The organism is Sphingobacterium humi, from assembly GCF_009768885.1.
Lineage (GTDB): Bacteria > Bacteroidota > Bacteroidia > Sphingobacteriales > Sphingobacteriaceae > Sphingobacterium > Sphingobacterium humi.
Window position 1 is genome coordinate 50,308 of the sequence record NZ_WSQA01000001.1, and the last position, 21,794, is coordinate 72,101.

18 protein-coding genes are annotated in these 21,794 nt (G+C 41.5%); 13 read left to right on the top strand and 5 right to left on the bottom strand.

The genetic code is table 11. The features are described 5' to 3' along the window. Nucleotides 1-82: 82 nt before the first annotated feature. Together GQF63_RS00215 and GQF63_RS00220 are read right to left on the bottom strand one after the other, a co-directional pair. Complete coding sequence (locus tag GQF63_RS00215; protein WP_160367091.1) at nucleotides 83-778, bottom strand: head GIN domain-containing protein; 696 nt, start codon at nucleotides 776-778, stop codon at nucleotides 83-85. Between the two features lie 13 nt (nucleotides 779-791). Then, on the bottom strand, nucleotides 792-1,292 hold the full coding sequence (locus tag GQF63_RS00220) for a hypothetical protein (RefSeq protein WP_160367092.1): 501 nt from the start codon (nucleotides 1,290-1,292) through the stop codon (nucleotides 792-794). A 193-nt stretch (nucleotides 1,293-1,485) separates the two neighbouring features. On the opposite strand from GQF63_RS00220, the gene GQF63_RS00225 reads away from it, so the two are divergent. After that, entirely contained in the window at nucleotides 1,486-1,989 is a 504-nt protein-coding gene (locus GQF63_RS00225; RefSeq protein WP_160367093.1) for a hypothetical protein, read from the top strand. A gap of 9 nt (nucleotides 1,990-1,998) precedes the next feature. On the opposite strand, the gene GQF63_RS00230 is transcribed toward GQF63_RS00225, so the two are convergent. Continuing rightward, nucleotides 1,999-2,703, bottom strand: a complete 705-nt coding sequence (locus GQF63_RS00230; protein ID WP_160367094.1) for a carboxylesterase family protein — start codon at nucleotides 2,701-2,703, stop codon at nucleotides 1,999-2,001. Nucleotides 2,704-2,889: 186 nt separating this feature from the next. On the opposite strand from GQF63_RS00230, the gene GQF63_RS00235 reads away from it, so the two are divergent. From GQF63_RS00235 to GQF63_RS00250, 4 genes are all read left to right on the top strand, one after another. Further along, nucleotides 2,890-3,285: a c-type cytochrome gene (locus GQF63_RS00235; RefSeq protein ID WP_160367095.1), complete on the top strand. Its 396-nt coding sequence runs from the start codon at nucleotides 2,890-2,892 to the stop codon at nucleotides 3,283-3,285. Between the two features lie 14 nt (nucleotides 3,286-3,299). After that, nucleotides 3,300-3,578: an Rdx family protein gene (locus tag GQF63_RS00240; protein WP_160367096.1), complete on the top strand. Its 279-nt coding sequence runs from the start codon at nucleotides 3,300-3,302 to the stop codon at nucleotides 3,576-3,578. 102 nt (nucleotides 3,579-3,680) lie between these two features. Further along, nucleotides 3,681-4,907 (top strand): metallophosphoesterase family protein, encoded by a 1,227-nt coding sequence (locus tag GQF63_RS00245; protein WP_160367097.1) that lies wholly within the window; start codon nucleotides 3,681-3,683, stop codon nucleotides 4,905-4,907. 2 nt (nucleotides 4,908-4,909) lie between these two features. Beyond that, nucleotides 4,910-7,945, top strand: coding sequence for an AAA family ATPase (locus GQF63_RS00250; RefSeq protein ID WP_160367098.1), 3,036 nt, complete (start codon nucleotides 4,910-4,912; stop codon nucleotides 7,943-7,945). Nucleotides 7,946-8,059: 114 nt separating this feature from the next. Here GQF63_RS00250 and GQF63_RS00255 read toward each other — a convergent pair whose 3' ends face one another. Beyond that, nucleotides 8,060-8,554 (bottom strand): hypothetical protein, encoded by a 495-nt coding sequence (locus GQF63_RS00255; RefSeq protein ID WP_160367099.1) that lies wholly within the window; start codon nucleotides 8,552-8,554, stop codon nucleotides 8,060-8,062. A gap of 333 nt (nucleotides 8,555-8,887) precedes the next feature. On the opposite strand from GQF63_RS00255, the gene GQF63_RS00260 reads away from it, so the two are divergent. From GQF63_RS00260 to GQF63_RS00290, 7 genes are all read left to right on the top strand, one after another. Next, a complete protein-coding gene (locus GQF63_RS00260; RefSeq protein ID WP_160367100.1) occupies nucleotides 8,888-9,478 on the top strand; it encodes an RNA polymerase sigma factor in 591 nt (196 codons plus the stop codon). Nucleotides 9,479-9,637: 159 nt separating this feature from the next. Continuing rightward, nucleotides 9,638-10,786 carry a FecR domain-containing protein gene (locus GQF63_RS00265; protein ID WP_160367101.1) on the top strand — a complete coding sequence of 383 codons (1,149 nt, stop codon included), beginning with the start codon at nucleotides 9,638-9,640 and terminating at the stop codon, nucleotides 10,784-10,786. A gap of 200 nt (nucleotides 10,787-10,986) precedes the next feature. Further along, on the top strand, nucleotides 10,987-14,619 hold the full coding sequence (locus GQF63_RS00270; RefSeq protein WP_160367102.1) for a SusC/RagA family TonB-linked outer membrane protein: 3,633 nt from the start codon (nucleotides 10,987-10,989) through the stop codon (nucleotides 14,617-14,619). Between the two features lie 13 nt (nucleotides 14,620-14,632). Continuing rightward, nucleotides 14,633-16,090, top strand: a complete 1,458-nt coding sequence (locus tag GQF63_RS00275) for a RagB/SusD family nutrient uptake outer membrane protein (RefSeq protein WP_160367103.1) — start codon at nucleotides 14,633-14,635, stop codon at nucleotides 16,088-16,090. A gap of 33 nt (nucleotides 16,091-16,123) precedes the next feature. Then, the gene (locus GQF63_RS00280; RefSeq protein ID WP_212592411.1) at nucleotides 16,124-17,260 is read left to right on the top strand and encodes a TlpA disulfide reductase family protein; all 1,137 of its coding nucleotides are present in this window, start codon (nucleotides 16,124-16,126) and stop codon (nucleotides 17,258-17,260) included. 482 nt (nucleotides 17,261-17,742) lie between these two features. Beyond that, the gene (locus GQF63_RS19930) at nucleotides 17,743-18,672 is read left to right on the top strand and encodes an acyltransferase family protein (RefSeq protein ID WP_160367105.1); all 930 of its coding nucleotides are present in this window, start codon (nucleotides 17,743-17,745) and stop codon (nucleotides 18,670-18,672) included. 1,177 nt (nucleotides 18,673-19,849) lie between these two features. Beyond that, nucleotides 19,850-20,062 (top strand): hypothetical protein, encoded by a 213-nt coding sequence (locus GQF63_RS00290; protein WP_160367106.1) that lies wholly within the window; start codon nucleotides 19,850-19,852, stop codon nucleotides 20,060-20,062. A 21-nt stretch (nucleotides 20,063-20,083) separates the two neighbouring features. Here the strand turns inward: GQF63_RS00290 and GQF63_RS00295 are convergent, their stop codons facing one another. Continuing rightward, the gene (locus tag GQF63_RS00295) at nucleotides 20,084-21,100 is read right to left on the bottom strand and encodes an acyltransferase (protein ID WP_160367107.1); all 1,017 of its coding nucleotides are present in this window, start codon (nucleotides 21,098-21,100) and stop codon (nucleotides 20,084-20,086) included. A gap of 398 nt (nucleotides 21,101-21,498) precedes the next feature. Here GQF63_RS00295 and GQF63_RS00300 point away from each other — a divergent pair, with 398 nt between their 5' ends. Next, nucleotides 21,499-21,786, top strand: a complete 288-nt coding sequence (locus GQF63_RS00300; RefSeq protein ID WP_212592412.1) for a hypothetical protein — start codon at nucleotides 21,499-21,501, stop codon at nucleotides 21,784-21,786. The last annotated feature ends 8 nt before the right edge of the window (nucleotides 21,787-21,794 follow it).

A 21,794-nucleotide genomic window follows, 5' to 3' on the forward strand; every position in this document is an offset into this window, starting at 1 on the left:
AATTTAACAATTTCATGATCTTAAGGTAAAAAGAAAGGGCGACCAAAAATCGATCGCCCAAATGCTTGTAAGGTCTTCACTATTATAAGGTTTGATTGCCCTGATGAAAAGTAATCCTTCCCCCGGCAATGCGTTTATCCCGACGATGCTTCGGATCACCATAAACATCGATGGTACCTCCTGCCCTTGTTTGCACATCAGCCAAGTCGGTTGCATAGATCTCGCATTTCCCACCGGCATTGGTTCTCACAACGGCACGGCCAGCTTGCAAATCTTTTCCAAAGAAAGAACCTCCGGCAGTATTATTCACCGTGAGTTCTTTACAGCTGCCTAATAAGTCGATGACGCCGCCTGTTGTCGAAGCTACTTCCACTTGATCTGCTTCGACCTTTGCTCTAATCTTGGCGCCTTCATTTGCCGAGAAGTACATATGGCCATTGACTAATGTTTCTTGCTCAACATTAACTTCCGCTCCTTTACGAGCAATAATTTTAGCAAGCGTAGGCGTATATACAATAACGGAAGCTTGATTTCCCTGCATAATATAACCGCCTTTCATTTTAAGGCGTAAGGTTTCATCACTGAATACCGCCTCTACCTTATCGGCTAACTCGCCCTCAATCTGTAACTCATTCTGATCGCTTGGCACCACAGTTACCCATAACCGATCGGTCACTTCCAACACTTTGATAGGGTTAAGCTGCTGCTTAATCTGCCCTTGCACGGCCTGCACCGCTAATCCAATCCACAATAAAAATAAAACGCCTGTCCTCTTCATATATACAATTAATCTATCTAGCTAATAACGCAAGTTCGGAAGCATTATACATATTAGCTCCCTTTAAATATTTATAAATTTTATCCTTTGTTGTTTTATCCTGCATTTTATAAAGGTTATTCATCACATATTCCTTGTCTTGCTCCACTTCATGGTGATAGCCTAGATACTTCGGAATATAATACTGAATACAAAGCCGAATAAACCTTAGTTCCACATTATTCGGACTCCCCTTGATCTCCTTTTCCAGCATATTTCTCCCCGTTTTGAAATAGCTCATCTTCTTAAAAGGATTACTGGTATGTTTGGCCATAAACATATGAAAGGCGGCTTCATATCCTCTTTCAACGGGGGTATTCGCCTCAGCTTCCAAAGCATCTAAATGCTTTTTACAGAGCACCTCATCTTTCACACCTTTATTAAAATCACTTCGTACCACATCCAGATTAAGCTTCTGCGCATATAGCTTTGAAGTCCCAATCAAGATTAAGGCAATCATCCATCCTTTAATCATAATTCTCCCGGTTTATTTAGGATTAAATTACAAAAAATAAGCCAAGCCCATGGGAAGCCTTAAAATTTTAACATTTTATAGCGGTTTATTAGGTTTCATTCAAGAAACTAATGCAGAAAAAAGGAGGTTTTGCAACAAAAGATAAATAACTTATCTTTAAGTTCAATACGTATTAATCACTAAAAACTACATTATGGACAACCCTTATCAAGACTCCGAAAACCAATCCCCTGGTCAATCTCCACAATCAGAAAACAACTTTTTAATACTTCAACCTTTAACGATAGAATACTTACGAGAAATAGCAAAATGGGCCAGACTCTTGGGTATCCTTGGATTGGTGTGTATTGGTCTAGGATTAATATTCCTGGTTCTTGCAGGTATTTCGATGGGATCCCTATCCGATGCTAAATATGGAAAAGGCATGCCGCAGTTTACTGCCATCTTCATGACCATCCCCTCATTTTTGATCACCTTAATTTACATCTATCCGATCTGGTGCCTATATAAATTTGGGAATAATTTAAAAGTTGCCATCGATATTAAGGACTCCCTATATTTAGAGAATGCCTTTAATTACTTAAAAAAGCACTACCGCTTTATCGGTATCCTGATATTTGTGCTTATAGGCATCTATATCTTAATGGTAGTGGGCTTTCTCATTGCATTCTTCAGCGGGACAATGGCTAACCTGTAAACAGAAAGCCTACGATTCTTTTACATGCTTAAACATGAAGTCATATATCTTTTCTTCATGAAATAAGCGTTCCACACTTCCATGGGTACCCCCTGGAATAATGGTTAAGGTTGCATCCGCATCCTTATCGCAACGTTTTATCGCGTTAAAGATCTTTTTAGACTCGGAGGCCGGAACGGCTCTATCGGCACTGCCATGTTGTATCCAAAGCGGCACTTGGGTTAGGTTGCAAGCATAGTCCAAGGTTCCGCCTCCACAGATGGCGACTGCAGCTGCTATACGGCTAGGATACTTGCCTGCGACATCCATGGTACCATAGCCACCCATACTCATCCCACACACATACACACGCTCTGTATCAACAGGATAATCCTGCTCTACCTTATCCAATACTTCCATTACCTTATCCGGATCCCAACCATTGGAAGTTTGTGGCGCAATAATGATAGCATCGAGGTCTTTCCCACGTTCTATGGCACGCAACACCCCATAGCGTTTTACCCGGTTCAAATCGTGACCCGATAAGCTTCTACCATGAAGAAAAATAATAACCGGAACTTTTTCCTTTTTCTTTACACCATCCGGCATGCGAACCCAATAAGAATATCCGGCCTTTTCATGGTAGGCCTTCAACTGTGCAGACGCCGAGAAACTAAACAATAGGAACATCAAGGTAACTAACGAATATAGGGATAAGGAAATCTTTCTTTTCATAGGTATATTTTTAAATAAAGCCAGTTAGCAGCCTTTAAAAACCAGTTTCGAAAATAAGACTTTTAGAGAAAGTTGACAAATAAGCTAAAATCACAGCACTGTAAATCAATATCTTATAATTTTCCATGACACTAATATTACAATACAGCATTTTTTTGTATCTTAGATAGACCAAAATATAAAACTATGAACAACAAGCTGATCACCCTGTGTACCCTTATAACCTTAGTCATTGGAATGAGTGCTTTTAACAAAGCATATCAGGAAGATAGCCCCACAAACCTAAAAGTTCTACCTAAGAATATTTCACACGAAGACCTGGACAAAACCATGAAATCCTTTAACATGGCCCTAGGTGTTAAGTGCAACCATTGTCATGCGCCTAAGCCAAATGGCGAGAAAGGATTAGACTTTGCTTCAGATGCTAATCCTAACAAAAACATAGCGCGTGAAATGATTAAAATGACCAATAAGATCAATAAAAAACATTTTAAACATGAATACGAAGGCGTTGTAAAGAACATCTCCTGCAACACCTGTCACAATGGCAAAGAAGAACCGTTTACAATTGTAAAACAATAAGTTAGAAAGAACCAATGAAACCAACGGTTCGTATAGAATATTGTCCAAAATGTGGTTGGTTGCTTCGAGCTGCCTATATGGCGCAGGAGCTACTGACCACCTTTTCTGAGGACTTATATGCCGTTACGCTGCAGCCTAGCGAAGTCTCAGGCCGTTACACAATCTACATTGACGACCTGCCCCTATTTGACCGCAAGCGGGATGGCAGATTCCCCGAGATTAAAGAACTCAAACAACTGGTTCGCAATCAGGTAAACCCTGAAAAGCCCTTAGGGCATTCCGATAGCAAATAACACCTCTCCTTGCCTCTCCCGGCAATTCTTTCACATTTATTAACGAGTAGCCTCCTAAAAATTCATTATTTTTAGCCATCACCTTTACAAATTACTTTTTAGATGCGCATATTACACACAGCAGATTGGCATTTAGGGAAAAGACTGGATTTCTACCCCAGATTAGAAGAACAAAAAGACGTCTTAGCAGAGATTTGCAGTATTGCCGACCAGGAAGAAGTGGATGTGGTTATTGTTGCCGGCGATCTTTTCGACACGTTTAATCCGCCGGTTGAGGCTACAGAACTACTGTACAAAACCTTGAAGCGCTTATCCAAAAACGGTACCCGTCCGGTTATTGCTATTGCAGGAAATCACGACTCCCCGGATCGTATTGACTCCCCAGACCCTTTGGCTCGGGAATGTGGCATCCTCTTCTTTGGCTACCCCAATCAGGAAACCGCTTTACTGAAGGTAGAACAAGGCTTTGAGATCCTAAAATCAGCTAAAGGCTTTATTGAAATAAAGCTCCCAAAATATTATTACCCAATACGTATCCTTGCGACTCCATTCGCCAACGAGATACGCTTAAAGCAGTTCTTAGGCTTCGAAGATAAGGGCGCCCAATTGCACGATAGTTTAAAGCAGAGCTGGTCAGAATTGGCCATGCAATACTGTGATGGCTACGGGGTGAATGTATTGACCAGCCATTTATACATGCTTAAGCGAGGTGCAGAAGTATTAGAGGAGCCTGAGGGTGAGAAACCCTTGCGATTAGGCTATGCCGACCTGGTGTATTCTGACAGCATACCTTCCCAGATTCAATACACGGCCTTAGGCCATTTGCATAAGCATTATGAAATCGGCCATAGCCATGCGCCTGTCATCTACCCAAGCAGTCCTCTATGTTATTCCTTTTCGGAAGCCGGCCAGCAAAAACAGGTGGTCATTGTAGATTTAGAACCCAATAAAGTCGCCCAGTATCGGAATGTCCCCCTAAAAAAGGGCAAAGAACTTCATCGTAAGCGTTTCAACGACATCGATCAAGCTATCTTATGGCTACGCGAAAACCCAGATACCCTAGTGGAGCTTACCCTAGAAAGCGAAGCTTACCTGTCGGCTATCGACCTTAAGCGCATACACGAGAGCCATGAAGGCATCATCCATATCATCCCTGTTGTCAGCAAGCAACTGCAAGAGGGAGGATCTGCAAAGTCCATCAATCTAGAGCAGGACATGGACGATTTGTTTAAAGACTTCTTCAAGTCTAAATATGGTCAAGAGCCCAATGAAGAGCTGATGCAACTCTTTAACGAAATAAACACAAGTTCCTTAGAAAAAGAAGATTAAGCATGCTGCCATTATATTTAAGTATCGAGGGGCTTTACTCCTATCAAGAAAAACAAGAAATAGATTTTAGCCGACTTACCGAGTCTGGTTTATTTGGCATCTTTGGCGCGGTAGGCTCCGGGAAGTCCTCCATTTTGGAGGCCATAAGCCTAGCCTTGTACGGCGATACAGAACGCCTCAACAAGACCGACAAGCGTGCCTACAACATGATGAACCTCAAATCCAATCAAACCCTGATTGTTTTTGAGTTTCTATCCTTTGAGCAGCGCAAGTTCCGATTTGTAGCCCAATGGCGCCGTCGCAAGAACTTCGAAGACACCACCGGTATTGAACGCAGCGCCTATGAGTGGAAAGACGATAACTGGGTGCCGCTGGAATCAGCCGATGGCTCCCTATGCACGAACCTTTCCTACGCCAACTTTAGGCGCACCATCATCATCCCCCAAGGACAGTTTAAAGAGTTCTTGGAACTCCGAGGCAAGGAACGTTCGGAAATGATGAAGGAAATCTTCTATTTAAACAAGTTCGATCTAGGCCCCAAAGTAAGCACCTTGCAATTCCAGAACAATCGGAAACTAGAACATCTAAAAGGAGCCTTATCAGGATTTGAAAGCATATCCACAGAAGCATTACAGCTTAAAAAAGAGGAAGTTGAAGAAGCCAAACTAAACCTTTCCCAAACAAAGGAAACCTATCAGACCTTATTGGAGAAGGTGCAATCCTTGCAAGAGTTAAAGGATAAACAGCTAGAGCTGCAACAGAAGAAATTGCAACATGGAGAGCTGTCGCAAAGCAAACAAAAGATCCAACAACAGGAAACCGAGCTAAATCGCTATGAACGCACATCGCAAGCGTTTCGGGAGCCTTTGAATCAAATACAATCCCTAAATGCAGATCGGGAAACCCTGATCCATAAAATTGAAAACTACCAAGCAGTCAAAGAAAAGCAATCACAGGAAATAGACCTCTTAGAAAAGGAGATCCTAGCCATTCAGAAGGATTACCTCGCCATAAATAGCCTCCGTGCAAAAGCGGAAGACTTTAAACTGCTATTACAGATCAAGGAAAACGAGCAGAAGGAAATAGAATTACAACATCGCCTAACCAAAGGCGCCCCTATTGTCCTTAAAACCAAGTCGACGGAAACAGCCATCCAAGGGAAGGTTCAAGACCTGGAGAAGGAACTCGAACAGCTGAAAGCCGAGAAAATAGATACCAGCCAACTTATCGAGATGGAGAAATGGTATCAGCGTAAAGAACATATACAGCAGCAAGAACAACAGCTCCAAAAGCAAGGCAAGCTCCTCGAAGAACAACTCCTTGCTGAACAAGGGTTGTTTAGCAGCCTAGGATACCTTGAAACCAATTGGGAGCAGATGATAGGCCACGAGCTCTCCTTAATCGAGCAGCAAGCCTTAAAACAGCGCGAGCAAGAGACGCACCTACAGGTGCAGGTTAAGCTTGGTGCCTTTGCCAATGCCCTACAAGCTGGCGAAGCTTGCCCCCTATGTGGTGCTTTAGACCATCCCGAACCGATGGTTATTGCCCATATCCAAGAAGAAATTCAAGCCAATGAAAAGCTTAAACTAGAACTGGAGGCAAACAAACGTAAGTTTCTGGAACAAAAAGAAAAACTCAGCAAAGCTAGCTACAGTATACAGACTAAAAAAGCTGTTCAGCAACAAGCACAACAAGATTTAGAAGCTTGTCAAGCCAGCTTGAAGCAACATCAGGGATCCTTCCAGTGGACTGACTTTTCCATGGACGACAGCGATGCCTTTGAAGCACAGAAGCAAAAGCTCAAGCTAAACGAACAGCAAACGCTGGATCTGGAAACACAACTGAAGCAGCAGCGGGCTGAATTACAGCGCGCGCAGGAAAATATTGCACGCTTTGAAAAGGAGTTGGATAGCATTCGGAATGAAATAGCCGTTGTTCAAGGCTTAAGCCTACAAAGCAAAAACAATTTGCAGCAAGTGAATCTGGAAGAGTTTAAAGACAATAGCCTGGAGGAAGTGCGCAAAGAAAAGCTAAATCTTGAAAACCGCATCGTTTATTTAGAAAGCACCTATTTACAGCTTACCCAAAAAATAAACAGCTACAAGACACGCCTTGCCGAAGTGGTGGGGCAATATACCCATGCCAAAGACCAGCTAAGCATCTATAATCAACAGATTAAGAGTCGGCAGGAGCAATTGGCCAAGCTATTAAAGGAATTCAACTTCAATGATATTATTGAAGTGCAACAGATTATTCAGCGCCCCATGCCGGTGGAGCGCATACGGCAGGAGATCCAGCAATTCTATGTGCGCATGGAAGTCTTGGAAACTCAGATCCAATCCCTAAGTGAATATTTAGCCAATAAATCCTTCTCCGAGGAGGACCTACAGACCAGTAGCGATTTATTTGCTTTGAAAAAGGAAGAATTGGAATTGCAATTGGCACTTACCGGTGCCTTGGAAAAAGAACTGTCGTTTATCCGAGTAGAGTTTGGGAAGAAGGAAAAGCTATTGGAAGAATATGAAGTTCTGAACAATCGGGCGAGCAACCTAAAAACCATGGAAAACCTCTTCAAGGGAAATGGTTTTGTCAATTACATATCGAGTATCCATTTAAGGCAAATGTGCGAAATGGCCAATGTGCGGTTCCATCGATTAACGCGGAATCAGCTTAGTTTGTCAGTCAACGAGAACAATGAGTTTGAAGTCATCGACTACTTAAATGACGGCTACCGGCGCTCGGTCAAAACCCTTTCCGGCGGTCAATCTTTTCAAGCATCGTTATGCTTGGCCCTAGCCTTGGCAGAGAATATACAATCGCTGAATAAAGCCGACCGCAACTTCTTCTTCATCGACGAAGGCTTCGGAACACAAGATGCCGAGAGCATCAATACGGTATTCGACACCTTACAATACTTACATCAGGAGAACCGCGTTGTCGGCATCATCTCCCATGTGGAAGAGTTGAAAGAACGTATCCCTAGTGCCATTACGATAGAAAAAGATCAAGTTAAAGGCAGTAAGGTGGTCTATACCTAGGAAAGAAATAAAACAACATAATATATGAAAGGCCCCGCATCACTGCGAGGCCTTCATCAATTAAACATATAACCACTAACTAATATATAACCTTTAAAACCTAATCTTTCTGAACTATGCTTTTCCTGCTACATCAGTGGAAGCTTCTACGGGTTTAAAACTTCCCTTTCCACCTTTGCGCATTTCTCTTTTCGGCTGATTCATATGTTCTTTTCTACGATCGGCCATTTTGTTTTTATAAATTTCTTTTTGCTCGGGGGTCAGCATCTTTTCAAAAGCTTCCCTGTCGGCTTTCATATCTTGAATTCTAGCCATGCGTTCCTCCTTACGTGCGGCAGCTTCTTCTTTCCAAGCTTGTGCTTTATTGAGGTGGAAGGCATACACTTCTTTCTTCTGCGCATCGGTAAACTTTAATTGTTTATCCATTCGGTCAGTTTTTGCCTGCGCAATTTCTTCCGGTGTTTTGTTCATCATGCCCTGCTTTTTAATATGCATACGGCCATGACGGCGCTCTTGACGAACTTCTTTTTTTGTGGTATCAATAGACTGTGCATAAGTCATACCTGTTAATCCTGCAACAAAAACCGCTAAACTCAATATCTTTTTCATAGTCTTTTATTTAAATCCAATTTTATGTTTTGATTATAAATTCTTCAAATAGTTTAAGCTGGAAATTGTTAAATGCTGTTAAATCAATTTTTAGCAAATTTCTCTTATGCTATTTGTTATGGATAAGAGTTAAAAAGTAGGCAGAGGTTTAGTCCATCCATGTTAAACAATGTTAAGATGCTTTCCTCCAAAGCAATTGCAAGACAAGCAAACCTTGCCTATCAATCGTAAAAAACCGCCTCTATCGAATTATAATGCAGATTATTAGCGAAAGGCGTTTGACATTATCACATAATTTCATTTATTTAGACCGAAATTAAACGAGTCCAACCAATGTCAGGCCCAGCCTCCTCAAGTGAAAGAGATTTATTAATACAGCTGAAAGCGGGAAACCAAGCCGCCTTTGAGCAACTCTATCATGCCCATAAGCAAAACCTGATTGGCCATTTAATTCGTTTACTTAAATCGCCAGATTTAGCCCGTGAAGTTGCGCAAGACACCTTCCTGGCCTTATGGGAAAACCGAGAGCAGCTCCTTGTCGACCAACCCCTAAAACCCTATCTTTTTAAAATTGCCAGCAATCAAACCTTCAATATCTTCAAAAAAGCAAGCCACGATGAGAAATACAGAAACTACCTGTATCAAGCCATTGAGGATGGCTATGAGCATATTGAATCCTTGATTAACGAAAAAGAAAAGAAGGAAGTCCTACAGCAGATCTTAGAGAAAATGCCCTCACGCCAACGCGACATCTTCCAACGCTGTAAGTTGGATGGACAAGCTTACAAAGAAGTAGCTGCTGAACTTAACATTTCCGTCCATACCGTCCATACCCAAGTAAAGCGGGCCAATCAATTTATCAAAGATTACCTGGCTAAGCATCCAGAGTTACTCCTTTTTCTCCTGTTTTCAGTTTACCCTTAATCTCTGGGCGCAAAGCTCATCGACAGGAGCCTTTAAAACTTACAGTTAAACTTTTGATAATATAAAATTATTATGACTGATTATCAGAGCTTTAAATAATTGTTAAGAATTTATGTACCCCATTCTCTTCCCTAGATTGTATCAGCTTAAAATAAAGAAGTGGAAAATAACAATCACATCAGCCAATTATTTGAAAAATACCTCAACAACAACTGCACAAAACAGGAGCTGGATGAGTTATTGCAGCACTTTGAACTTTCCGGAAATGATGAATTATTAAAATCCTTAATTGAATCAGCAATGCATACCCCGTTTGATCCCCAGGCGTATGAAGCAGAAATCAAGGAGGTAGATCAACTTGTTCATCAGCAATTATTTGAGAAAGTCGTTCAAAAACCAAAAGTACGCTACTTAAAACAAGCAGCCTATGCTGCCGCGGCGGCCGTCCTTTTATTTTTTCTGCTTTTTATGTTCAAACAACGAGAAAGTAATGAACAGGCCATTAGCCAACAGCCAACCCAACAGGATATTCAGCCTGGTCAAGAAAAAGCTATCTTAACCTTAGCAAACGGCAAACAGATTGAATTGGATGAAAAACATGGAATCCAAACAGCAAACGGCCAAATAAGTTATCAAAATGGGTCTGCCATTACCCAAGGCGAAGAGCTGCAGGAAGTTGTGTTAACCACCCCTTTAGCTGCTCAGTATAAAGCAATATTGCCCGATGGCACGGCAGCATGGCTAAATGCCGGTTCCTCTATTCGCTATCCGACGAAATTTACCGGCAACAAACGTAGTGTATATATTACAGGCGAAGTTTATTTTGAAGTAGCAAAGAACCCAAGCAAACCCTTCTTCGTGTATTGCGACCAGCAGGTTTTGCAAGTATTGGGCACCCACTTTAACATCAACAGCTACGGCGATCAGCAAGCGCAAGTCATTACGACGCTGGCGGAAGGAAGCCTCCGGGTAACCAACAATTCCACCAATGCCAGTCGCCTGGTAAGCCCGGGGCAACAAGCAAGTTTATCAAAAAACAAGCAAATCACCCTAAAAACGGTCAACCTAGAAGAAGTATTAGCTTGGAAAGAAGGGATGTTTATCATTAATGATCAACCCCTCTCGCATTATGCCCGACATATCGAGCGTTGGTATGATGTGAAGGTCGATGTGAATCAGGTTGGCGATATACGCTTATCGACTATCATACCGCGCAATGCCACCCTTAGCCAGGTGCTTGCCGCTATCGAATTACAAACAGGAGTTTCATTTAAGATCGAAGGAAGGAGGATTACAGCCAGAAAATAAGGACATTTTTTCGCTATCCTGTTTAAAAAGAACTGCCGCGGCGCTTGCAACACCAACGGCAGGAATACGGATAACAAATCGATTGAACCAAATTATGTACCCGGACTATACAAAGCTAATAAATTAAGGCCATATGTCGCCATGCGAACAGTAGACCTTTTATGCAAGCTTTGTGTGGTTCATTTGAAAGAAAAGAATCAATGAACAATACTAAATCATCAACAAATACCAGCAAGGTATCCACCTTATTACTATTGTACATGAAACTAACCCTTTGCATTTTAATCTTGTCTACGCTGTCTGTATTCGGACATGTCAGTGCGCAGCAAATCAATTTGAATGTGGCTAATATGCCATTAAAAAAAGCGCTCGTAGAAATCAGCAAACAATCAGGCTATACTTTTGCCTATAAAGAAGAGGACCTGAAAAATGCAAAACCTGTTACTGTACAAGTTAACAATGGCAGTTTAGCTGAAACTTTAAAACTTGTTTTCGCGAAACAACCTGTTGACTACCGTATTAAAGGTCAATCCATTTCCATCAGCCCGAAATCCAGCAATTTGTTTCCCTCTACTGCTGTTGATGCTGCTCAACAGCTTATTACTATTCGAGGTAAAGTGCTAGGTGCAAATGGAGCTCCCCTTTCAGGTGCTTCCGTTTCCAGCTATAAAAAAGAAGGGAAAAATCAACAAGCAATCAATACCTACAAACAAACCCAAACCAATGAAAATGGCGAGTTCCTCTTAGAGCAAGTCGATGCGCAAGCAACCATTAGCATTTCTTATATCGGATACCAAAGCAAAATCATGGCTGCAGCAGCAAATCTAGGAACCATCACCCTCAGTGCTGATGTTTCCGGATTAGAAGTGGTGAATGTGACGGTGAATACGGGCTACCAGAGCATAGCAAAAGAACGCAGTGCCGGTTCCTTTGCACAGCCGGACATGAAAGTGTTTAACGAGCGTTCAGGCTCTATGAACGTATTACAGCGTTTAGATGGGTTAATACCGGGCCTAACGGTAAATAACTCGCCACAAGCCAAATCCAACCCCCTATTGGTGCGTGGACTAACCTCCATTGGAGTGCCCGATGAATTCGGCGAAACCTTTAGCGGCACCAGTCGAAACCCACTATTTGTGGTCGATGGTATTGCCCTCGATGATGTAACTTCCATAAACCCGGAAGATGTAGAAAACATTACGGTATTACGTGATGCCACGGCAGCTTCCATTTGGGGTGCCCGCGCTTCAAATGGGGTGATCGTTATTACCACGAAAAAAGGAAAAGCAGGCGAAAAAATCACCGTTAAGTACGATGGGTTTGTGAATTTCCAAGGAAAGCCAAACCTGAATTATTATCCTTTATTAAATAGCCAACAATTTATTCAGGCAGCGCGCGATGTCTTTGACATAGCGGCTTACCCATGGAGCACCGTAGCCCCCTATATCAATTTAAATTTCGATGCCATTCCGCCACATGAAATGATCCAGTACGATTTTAAACGGGGTTTAATTTCCGAGGCTGAAGCGAATCGAAAATTAGATAGTTTAGGTGGCATCAATAACCAAAGTCAAATCAACGATTTATGGAATCGCAATGCCGTATTAACCAGTCATAGCGTTTCTGTATCTGGCGGTGGGAAAGTCCACAGCTTTTACGGATCCATGGCCTATGTCAACAATAAAAGCAATGTACCGGGCGAAAAAGATGATCAATATAAAATCAATGCACGCCAGAACTTCATCTTCAGCAAGAATATCCAAGCCTATTTAATCACCGATTTAACCAATCGGAATTCATCGGCGAAGCGGAGCTTAAACTTCCTGCCTACGGATAACCCTTTTGTCCCTTATCAGCTTTTTAGAGATGCACAGGGCAACAACCTATCCATGCCTTACATGAAACCACTGACTGAACCCGTGCGTAAAGAATTTGAACAACAAAGTGGTATCAGCTTAGACTACAACCCATTGGACGAGTTCAATTATGGCTACAACAAGGAGAACTCCTTCTTGGGTCGCTTCACCGGAGGACTTGACATTAAACTCTTCAAGCATTTAAAATTTGAAGGCGTATATGGGTATGTGCGTGGCAATAGCAAATCCAATTCGTTTGACAGCGAACAAAGTTACCGCGCCAGAAGTGAAGTCGTTCAGTTTACCGTCAATCCGCAAGATGGTTCAGATCCGATCCATTACCTTCCGAAAACAGGTGGTATTCATGAAGTATACAACAACAACCAAACCAACTGGACGGTTAGAAATCAGTTTATTTATGATAACAGCTGGAAGGACCTGCATCAACTGACGCTCTTAGCCGGACAAGAGGCACAGGAAAAATTTGCAACCTTAAATAGAAGTTCACAACGCGGCTACAACGAGCTATTGCAAACCTATGCCGCCATTGACTATTTTACCCTGAGCACCTCAGGCTTGGCAAACCCCGTGATGCCGAATTGGAACGGACGCAGCTTTCTATATGCTACGCCCTACTCCGAATCGGAACAACGCGTGCGTTTTACCTCCTACTATGCCAATGCTGGCTATACCTACAACCGTAAGTATACCCTTAATGCCAGCTGGCGGGTCGATAAAAGTAATTTATTCGGCATGGATAAATCGGCACAAAACAAACCAGTATGGAGTGTGGGCGGAAAATGGGTAACCAGTGAAGAAGCATTTATGAAGCCTTACAGCTGGTTAAACCACTTAGCCCTACGTGCTACCTACGGAATCACCGGGAACTCCCCGAGCCCAGGTACTGCCGCTTCTCGTGATATTCTATCCTCCTTAATGGAGAGTTCACTTCCGGGTGGTGTAGGCTTAACCGTGGCCACACCCGCCAACCCGAAACTGACCTGGGAAACCACCAGTACTACGAACATTGGTATTGATTATGCCTTATTCAATAATCGCCTTTCCGGTACGGTAGATTACTATAAAAAGAAAACCGAAAATTTATTGGGCTTATTAGGCACCAACCCCTTCACAGGTTATGCGGAGATCGTCGGGAATATCGGCCAATTAAACAACTCAGGAATCGAGTTGAGCCTTGGCGGAGCTATTATTCAACAACGCGACTTCAATTGGCATGCTACCTTGATCCTCTCCTACAACAAAAACGAAATCAAGAAGTTGACTCTACCAACCCCTGTTGCAACGGGTGATGCAAAAGTCTATCGGGATATGTTAGAAGGATTCCCTGCGTTTTCCATCTTCGGCTATAAATATGCCGGTCTAGATAATATGGGTGATCCGCAAATTGAACTGGCCGATAAAACCATTACGAAAGAGTTGAATGTGGCAACGGTAGATGATATTGTGTTTAAAGGTTCTTTCCAACCCCCTTGGAATGGCGGTTTCAGCAATAGCTTTAGCTACAAAGGATTCGGCTTATCCGCCAATATGGTCTATAATTTTGGCCATGTGATGCGCGGATGGACTAACAACTTTTATACCGGACGTTTATTAAAGAATGTGTATACAGACTTTGACAAACGCTGGAAAAAAGAAGGCGATGAGACCCTTACAGACATCCCTGCCTTTGTAGCAAACAGTGGTACCAGTGCAGAGCGACGAAACACTAATTATTACATGTCGGCAGATCGCCATGTTATCAGTGCTTCCTACATTAAATTAAGAGATATCAGCTTGAGCTACAGCATTCCAACGAAATGGCTGCAACGCGTACATGCCGATAAACTGACCTTACGCGCCCAGGTATCTAATGTGATGTTATGGAAAGCCAATAAACTAGGGATAGACCCGGAATTTATGATGAGCACACCTGTCAATCAGCATGCTGTTACACTGGGGGCTAATGTTTCATTTTAATCTCGCAAAGGACATGAAAAATATCAAAACGATTATAAAAAATGTAAGCTTGCTAGCCGTCCTAGCATGCGGATTATCAAGCTGCTCGGATAGTTTTCTGGAGGTTACCCCGAAAGGAAAATTAATAGCCGACCAGACAGCTGATTACGACCTGCTTTTAAACAACAAAGCCTTACTTGAGCTTTTCTTAAACGGTCAGGTGCAAGCCTACCTAGGCGATGAACTCGACGCCATCAATCCCTATTTCGATGCCGGCTATTTACGCAGTAAGCGTTTATTCTCTTATACAGACGTTATTTATGAGCGGAATGAAAATGCAGAGGAAATAACCGACCTGATGAAGAATCTATATACCTACAATAAGATTATTAATGAGGTTATGGATTCCCAAAATGGCAGCGAAGCACAGAAAAAAGCCATCCGCGCGGAAGCCTTGGTGGGTCGTGCATGGGCCAATCTTTTATTGATCAATTATTACGGCAAACCCTATACGGATGCCAGTGCAGCAACAGATCCTGGGTTTCCCATTATTCTGAATTCAGATGTAATGCAAACGACGTTTACACGCGCCAGTGTAGGTCAGGTGTACGAGTTGATTTTAAATGATTTAACAACGGCCATTCCTGATCTTCCAAAACGCTTGACGCATCGCCTACGTGCTTCCAAATCGGCAGGTGAAGGGATTCTTGCGAAGGCATATATCTATATGGGGAAATTCGATAAGGCCCTACCCCTATTGGAATCGGCGATTGCAAATATCGCCAACGCCGGTATCCCCGTAAAGCTTATCGATCAGAATGAGGCTTTTGCACCGGGAGGAATCTACCTCCCCTTGAATCCGTATATCGGCCCCACTAATATTGCTTCTATCGAGCTGACGGATAATATTTATGCCCGTCATTACCCCATCAACATCTCTTCCTTCAATAATGATTTGGTGTTAAGTAAAGAAGCTTCTGCTTTATTTCAAGAAGATGATTTACGTCGGAACTTTATGAGCACGACGCCCCTATTTGTGGCGCAGGAATACCCCGATGGACGCTTGCGTCGTATCGGGCCCATGACCGTTCAGATTGGTGTTACCTTGGCTGATTTATACTTATTACGTGCCGAATGTAAAGCCCGCCTGAACGACTTGGCAGGCGCAAAAGCGGATGTGGAATTCTTACGTAAAAACCGTATGCCAGCAGCTTCGGTAGCTGTTCCGGCCAACATTGCCAGCCAGCGCGTGTCGCTCCTAAAATTCATTTTAGAAGAGCGCATTCGGGAATTCGCCGGCCAAGGGTACCGCTGGTTTGATATGCGCCGTTTATCGGTAGATCCACTCTTTTCGAATGTAACCTACAAACATCAAGTGTTTGATATGGATGGAAAGGTAGTAGCTACATTTCCATTGAAACCAGAGCGGTTCACCTTACAGCTTCCGCCTAAGGTTATTGATTTGAACCCGGGAATGGAAAATAATCCATAATAATAAAAAAAGCCTATAATTTATATGAAGTACATGCAACTAAAAATCATGTTTACAGCGGTAATCAGCTTCCTAAGCCTTGCAGCCATGGCGCAGGATGGATTCCTGATCACCGGTCGTTTAAAAGCCGCAACAGAAGGACAAAAGGTGGTATTAACCTTTGAAGAAAATGAAGAATTCGTATCTGATACTTGTGAAATTAGCCAAGGCCTGTTCCAATTAAAAGGTCAGGTGCAGGAACCCCTTTCCGCGAAGTTAACCCTGCTTCCCTTAATGGATGATGGGCAACCGATGAACTTGGCAAAATACCTTGCTATTGATGAACAGACCTTCTTCCTTGAAAATGTTTTATATGCGGTAAATGGTGAAACCATGAAGACCAGCAACATCCAAGGTGCTGAAATACAAACGGAATACCTAGGTCTAAAAGCGCAATTAGCGGATATAAATACAGCTCGCCAACCCTTATTCCAGCAATTGGCAGCTATAGAAAAAGAGAACAACACCGAACAGCAAGAGGTTATTTTTAAAGCATTACGGGTACTAGGAGATCAGGAAAATGAAATCGAAAAACAATACTTAAAAGCACATCCAGATTCCTATATCAGTTTAGCAATCGTGAATAGCCGTGGCGGCCAAATTAGCGATTCCCAAGCCTTTGAGCCTTATTTCAATGGACTAAGCACGCGCATGCAACAGACCCAAGTGGGTAAAAACCTGGCGGCAAAGCTTGAAATAGCCCGTAAAACAGCCATCGGCAAACCGGCCATCAACGTAATCCAGAAGAACAGCAAAGGCAAGGCGATTTCCTTAGCCTCCCTGCGCGGCAAATATGTATTGCTCGACTTTTGGGCAAGCTGGTGTGGACCTTGTCGCGCGGAAAGCCCTTTCCTCAAGAAAGCCTATGCAGCCTATAAAGCGAAAGGTTTCGAAATCTATGCCGTTTCTTTAGACAGCAAAAAGGACGCTTGGCTGAAAGCCATTAAAGATGATGAACTGCCATGGATTCATGTCAGCGATTTAAAAGGCCTCCATAACGAAGCCGCTGTCGCCTACTCGGTGAAAGGAATCCCACAGAATTACTTAATCGACCCGCAAGGAAATATTGTAGCTATCGATCTGCGCGGCGAAGGCCTGGAAGAAAAACTAGCCAGCATTTTTGGAAAGTAAAACTTTGATAATATGCAGTATTAACTGCAAAAAAAGATAGTTCCCTTGTTATGTATGATAAAAGCTGAAACCTTAACCGGTTTTAGCTTTTATTGGTTTTGGGGGGATATTTGGAGTAGGATTTTAATGGTTAATGTTATCGTTTTAACATTATTTTGCCATCAATTTGTCATCAATTTGTCGTCAATTTGTCATGGTGAGCGGAGTCGAACCACGAACGACTGGTACGTCAATGCAATCAACAATACCTAAAACCCTTATTAACAACATTATCGGAAGCTGATGACACACAGAAGAATTACTCGCCAAGCTTTATTAGCAACCTAAGTTGCCATTTTAATAAAATTGCCGTAACTACTCCGAAACTAGCTTACTCTACTGCATTTATGTAGTCAGTTCTTTACTTTTACAGCATAATAGCCCCAAACAAATGCTTTTTTATATTAGAAAAATTATTTTCGCCCCACCAATTGTTGTGTAATATGCGTAATGCTTCGCTCGATATTTTTAAATTAATATTATCTTTTTTCGTAATAGGAATACACTGTAATTTTCTATCCGATTATAACGAGTCTACCTCTTTCTACCTTAATGAAGGGCTATTTCGCATAGCAGTACCTTTTTTCATATTGGTAACCGGCTACTATTTTGATCGCATCCAAACGCCTAAACAGCTATTCAATTGGGCTCTTCGAATTTTTATACTATTTATTTTTTGGACCCTTGTTTATTTTCCTATTTGGAATAAAGAACCAAAACTTATCATTAAAGCTATACTTGCCGGAAATGGTTATGCCCATCTATGGTATGTCATCCATATGATAGTTGCCGGCGTCATTTTTTATTATATTAAAAAGTATAAGTTTTTCAATAATCTATTTTTTCCTATCCTATTGTTTTCACTTGGTTGCATTATCCAATATAGCTGCACCTATAGTCATAACGAAACCATCCATAAGTTTTTTCGGTTTGCTATGATGGTATATAGAAACTTCCTATTTGTAGGTCTCCCATTTTTAATGATCGGTTATTATTTAAAACAAAATAAATCAAAAGGAAACTGGAAGCTACTCCTTCTTTCCTTCCTATTGTATTTTTCCGAAGTTTCGGTCAATTACATGTTATCCAGAGGGTATCCAAATCCAATTTTTGATATTAGTTTTACGTTAATAATCATCACTCCCCTATTATTTCTTTCTATTAAACAACTACAGATTCCCTTTAATAAAGGAAAACAAATTGCATTAGTGGCGAGTGCTGTTTATTTTTCTCACCTGTGGATATTAAATTTTCTAACCAGCTTTGGTATTCAAGATTCAATTCATAAGTGGTTGATTACTTGTTTGCTGTCTGTTTTATTGTCTTTTCCAATAATTTATGTAAACTCTAAGTTGCCTTATAAAATTTTGTAAGCGTAAGCTAATTAATAATTGTTATTCTCCCTGGTGAATTAAGATGTTAAGCATGTTTGATTGCATTGACGTAATAGTCTTTCGATAGTGCTACTGGTGCAGTACGAGTCAAAACGCAGTACAAAGCGTGCCCCAAGTAAAGCTTAACGAGCAACCCTACTTCAAGTCATCAGCTTCCAATAAATTTTGCAAACATTTTACCGCATAAGGTCGACAACACCACATAATATTTTGATATTCAACAAGTTAAACTAAATTGATTGTATTGACGTACCAGTCGTTCGACTCCGCTACCAATGACATGTTTCTGCAAAACACTGTAAGTAAGTCGTTTATGTGTTGTAGTTTGTACTGACGTACCAGTCGTTCGACTCCGCTACCAATGACATGCTTCTGCAAAACACTGTAAGTAAGGTAATTATGCATTGTGATTTGCATTGACGTACCAATGGTTCGACTCCGCTCACCATGACAACTTTGGTCACAACGCGAAACAAAGCGTGCCGCAGTTTATTAGTAAAGCGGGCCGTAGTTTGTAAGCAATGCTTAACAAGCAATGCTACTTAATGTCATCACCTTCCAATAAATTTTGCAAACATTTTACCCCCTCACGATGACAATACTTGCCGCCACGTAATATAATGCGTGCCTTAGTTTACTAGAAAAGCTTAAAAAGCAATGCTACTTCATGTCATCATCTTCCAATAAATTTTGCAAACATTTTACCCTCTCACGATGACAATACGATGACAACACCTGATAGAAAGCGTGCCGTAGTTTGTAAGCAAAGCTTAACAAGCAATGCCACTTCATGTCATCACCTTCCAATAAATTTTGCAAACATTTTACCCCCTCACGATGACAAAACGAGGACAGCACAACCACATCTAACATCGCCCCTACTCTCACATCTCAAATCTCATATCTCATATCTAAGTCACCCCCATTGCTCTCCCCTTTCACTCCCCTTTCTCACCCGTATCAATCCCCTTTGCAATAAGGTTTCATAGGGCATAGAAAAAGGATATAAAAGCCTCTATAAAAAGCGAACTGTATCGAATGCACGGCTAGTACTAAACCCATCCTAAAACCATTCTGGTTCTTTCCTTAAAGCAATTTCATTTTGTTATATTTAGGGGATTAATCGATCTTAAAGAAGAACCTAAATCACTGTAGTATGCTTAAATCTACAAGAGTCATCTTATTTATTGCCGTTATTGTATCCTTCGGTTCTATTGTAGTAGGTTTATATGAGCTTGCCAATGCTTATCAAGAAACCAAAACGATAACATTTAAGGATGTTCGATTACTTATTGTACCTCTAGTCTCAGGCGGACTTATTTTAAACCTTTTGATTCAGGATCAAAAAAGTAAAAAGAAAGTTTCTTAAGAAGTAGGCATAAGGCTGCAATTAACCACTGATATATTTTCCGTAAGGTAGTTTTCTAAGGAGGTAAGTAATGGCAAGAGATAGCAGCAGGGTTGCTAGCGTGGCTAATGGAATCAACCAAGCTGTGCCGACCTGCTTGGCGATGATGGGGTGAATATAATTTAACGGGATAATATGACTCAAATAGATTCCAAAGCTGTACTTATCGATCAAGCGTATCCAATTCGGGCAATTCTTTCCTTGCATCGTTTCCTTTACGAAAAGAAATAAGGCGCCGGCAGCAATGGCAGTCGTTACGAATAAGTAGTTATAGAAAAAGGTGTTGAGCTTGCTTGCTTCCTGATTCAGCAGCTGCGTACCATAGGCCGCAATACCGACCATCAGTAAGTAGATGAACGCATAAACAACCTGGCTGCTGTTAAATCTAAATTCACGAATGCGGAGGTAATAACCCAGAACGAGGTAACCGATATAGCCTGAAAAGAAGGTAAGGTCGAACTTTGGCATAAACCGATAAAGGTCTTTGCTGCTGAAACACATGGACAATAACCATAAACCTAAAAGCAGTTCAATCTCTCGTTTTGAGGAGTTTATAAGGATTTTCCGTAAAAACGGAATCGCCAGATATAAACCGATGATCATATACAGGTACCATAAATGCGCATTCGCACCATGCAACATCTTATCGAGAATAATGGCCCCTATCTTTTCGGTAGATAGTAATTCAAAGTTGGTGTAGCGGTAGAAATAATAGACCAAATAGACGATGGTCCAAAACACAAAAGGATAGACTAATTTTGGGATTCTTTTTCTGTAAAAAGTGCCGGTCGTTTCCTCTTTTTGCAGTAATAAATAGCCTGAAATAATAACAAAGATAGGTACAGAACAGCGCGTGGCGGCGTTTATCCAATTGGCGTAATTCCAATCAAAGGCATGGGTGTCAATACGGTATAGAAATCCGGTGGAGGCATGGATGAAAATCACGAATATCGTGGCAATAACCCGGAGGTAGATGATGTGTGCGCTTTTTTCTTCCATGGGCTAAAAATAAGGAATTGACACTAGTTTAGGACAATGCAGGGAAATAAAATATGTTGGAGGATTTGCTATTACGCTAATTCACTCTTTTTCGTCCTAGTTACGTTAGATTTACTAGGGTGGAAAAGCTATTTCTACTTCAACAGCAATTGCAAATTCTTTCCTTTAAATAATATAACAAGGAATATCTGCATGATTTTTTATATCGTATGACTTTCCGCAAATTAACATTTCGAAACCTAACTATCGTAAGTCTTTTAACCACTTACCTATTCCTACCGCTTTTATATTTTGTTCCTCATTTCAAACAATTGGTTACGGGTGTTTATAGGCAATATGACATGATATTCGACTCTTTAGCCGAATACTTGCACTATATTTTTCAAAGCTTCTGGTTTGTGAACATTTTCTTTTTGCTCTTAAATCAACTCCCCTACGCCATCTTTCGTTTCTATTTTCAAGAAAAGCTAATCAACACGAGATTAAAGGAAATTCTTTACTATTTCGGTTTTAATTGTGCCACAGTCGTAATTTCTGGTTGGGTAGGATTTTTTTTTATCAATCCTTGGCTACCAGGCTATAAATACACCTTTGCTCTAACGCTGGTGGTATTCTCAACTGCTGCGGTTTTGTTTCAAAACCTTGTTTTGAAGTTGATTACTAGGGATCGTTTGGCATTAGCATAAGGTAGATT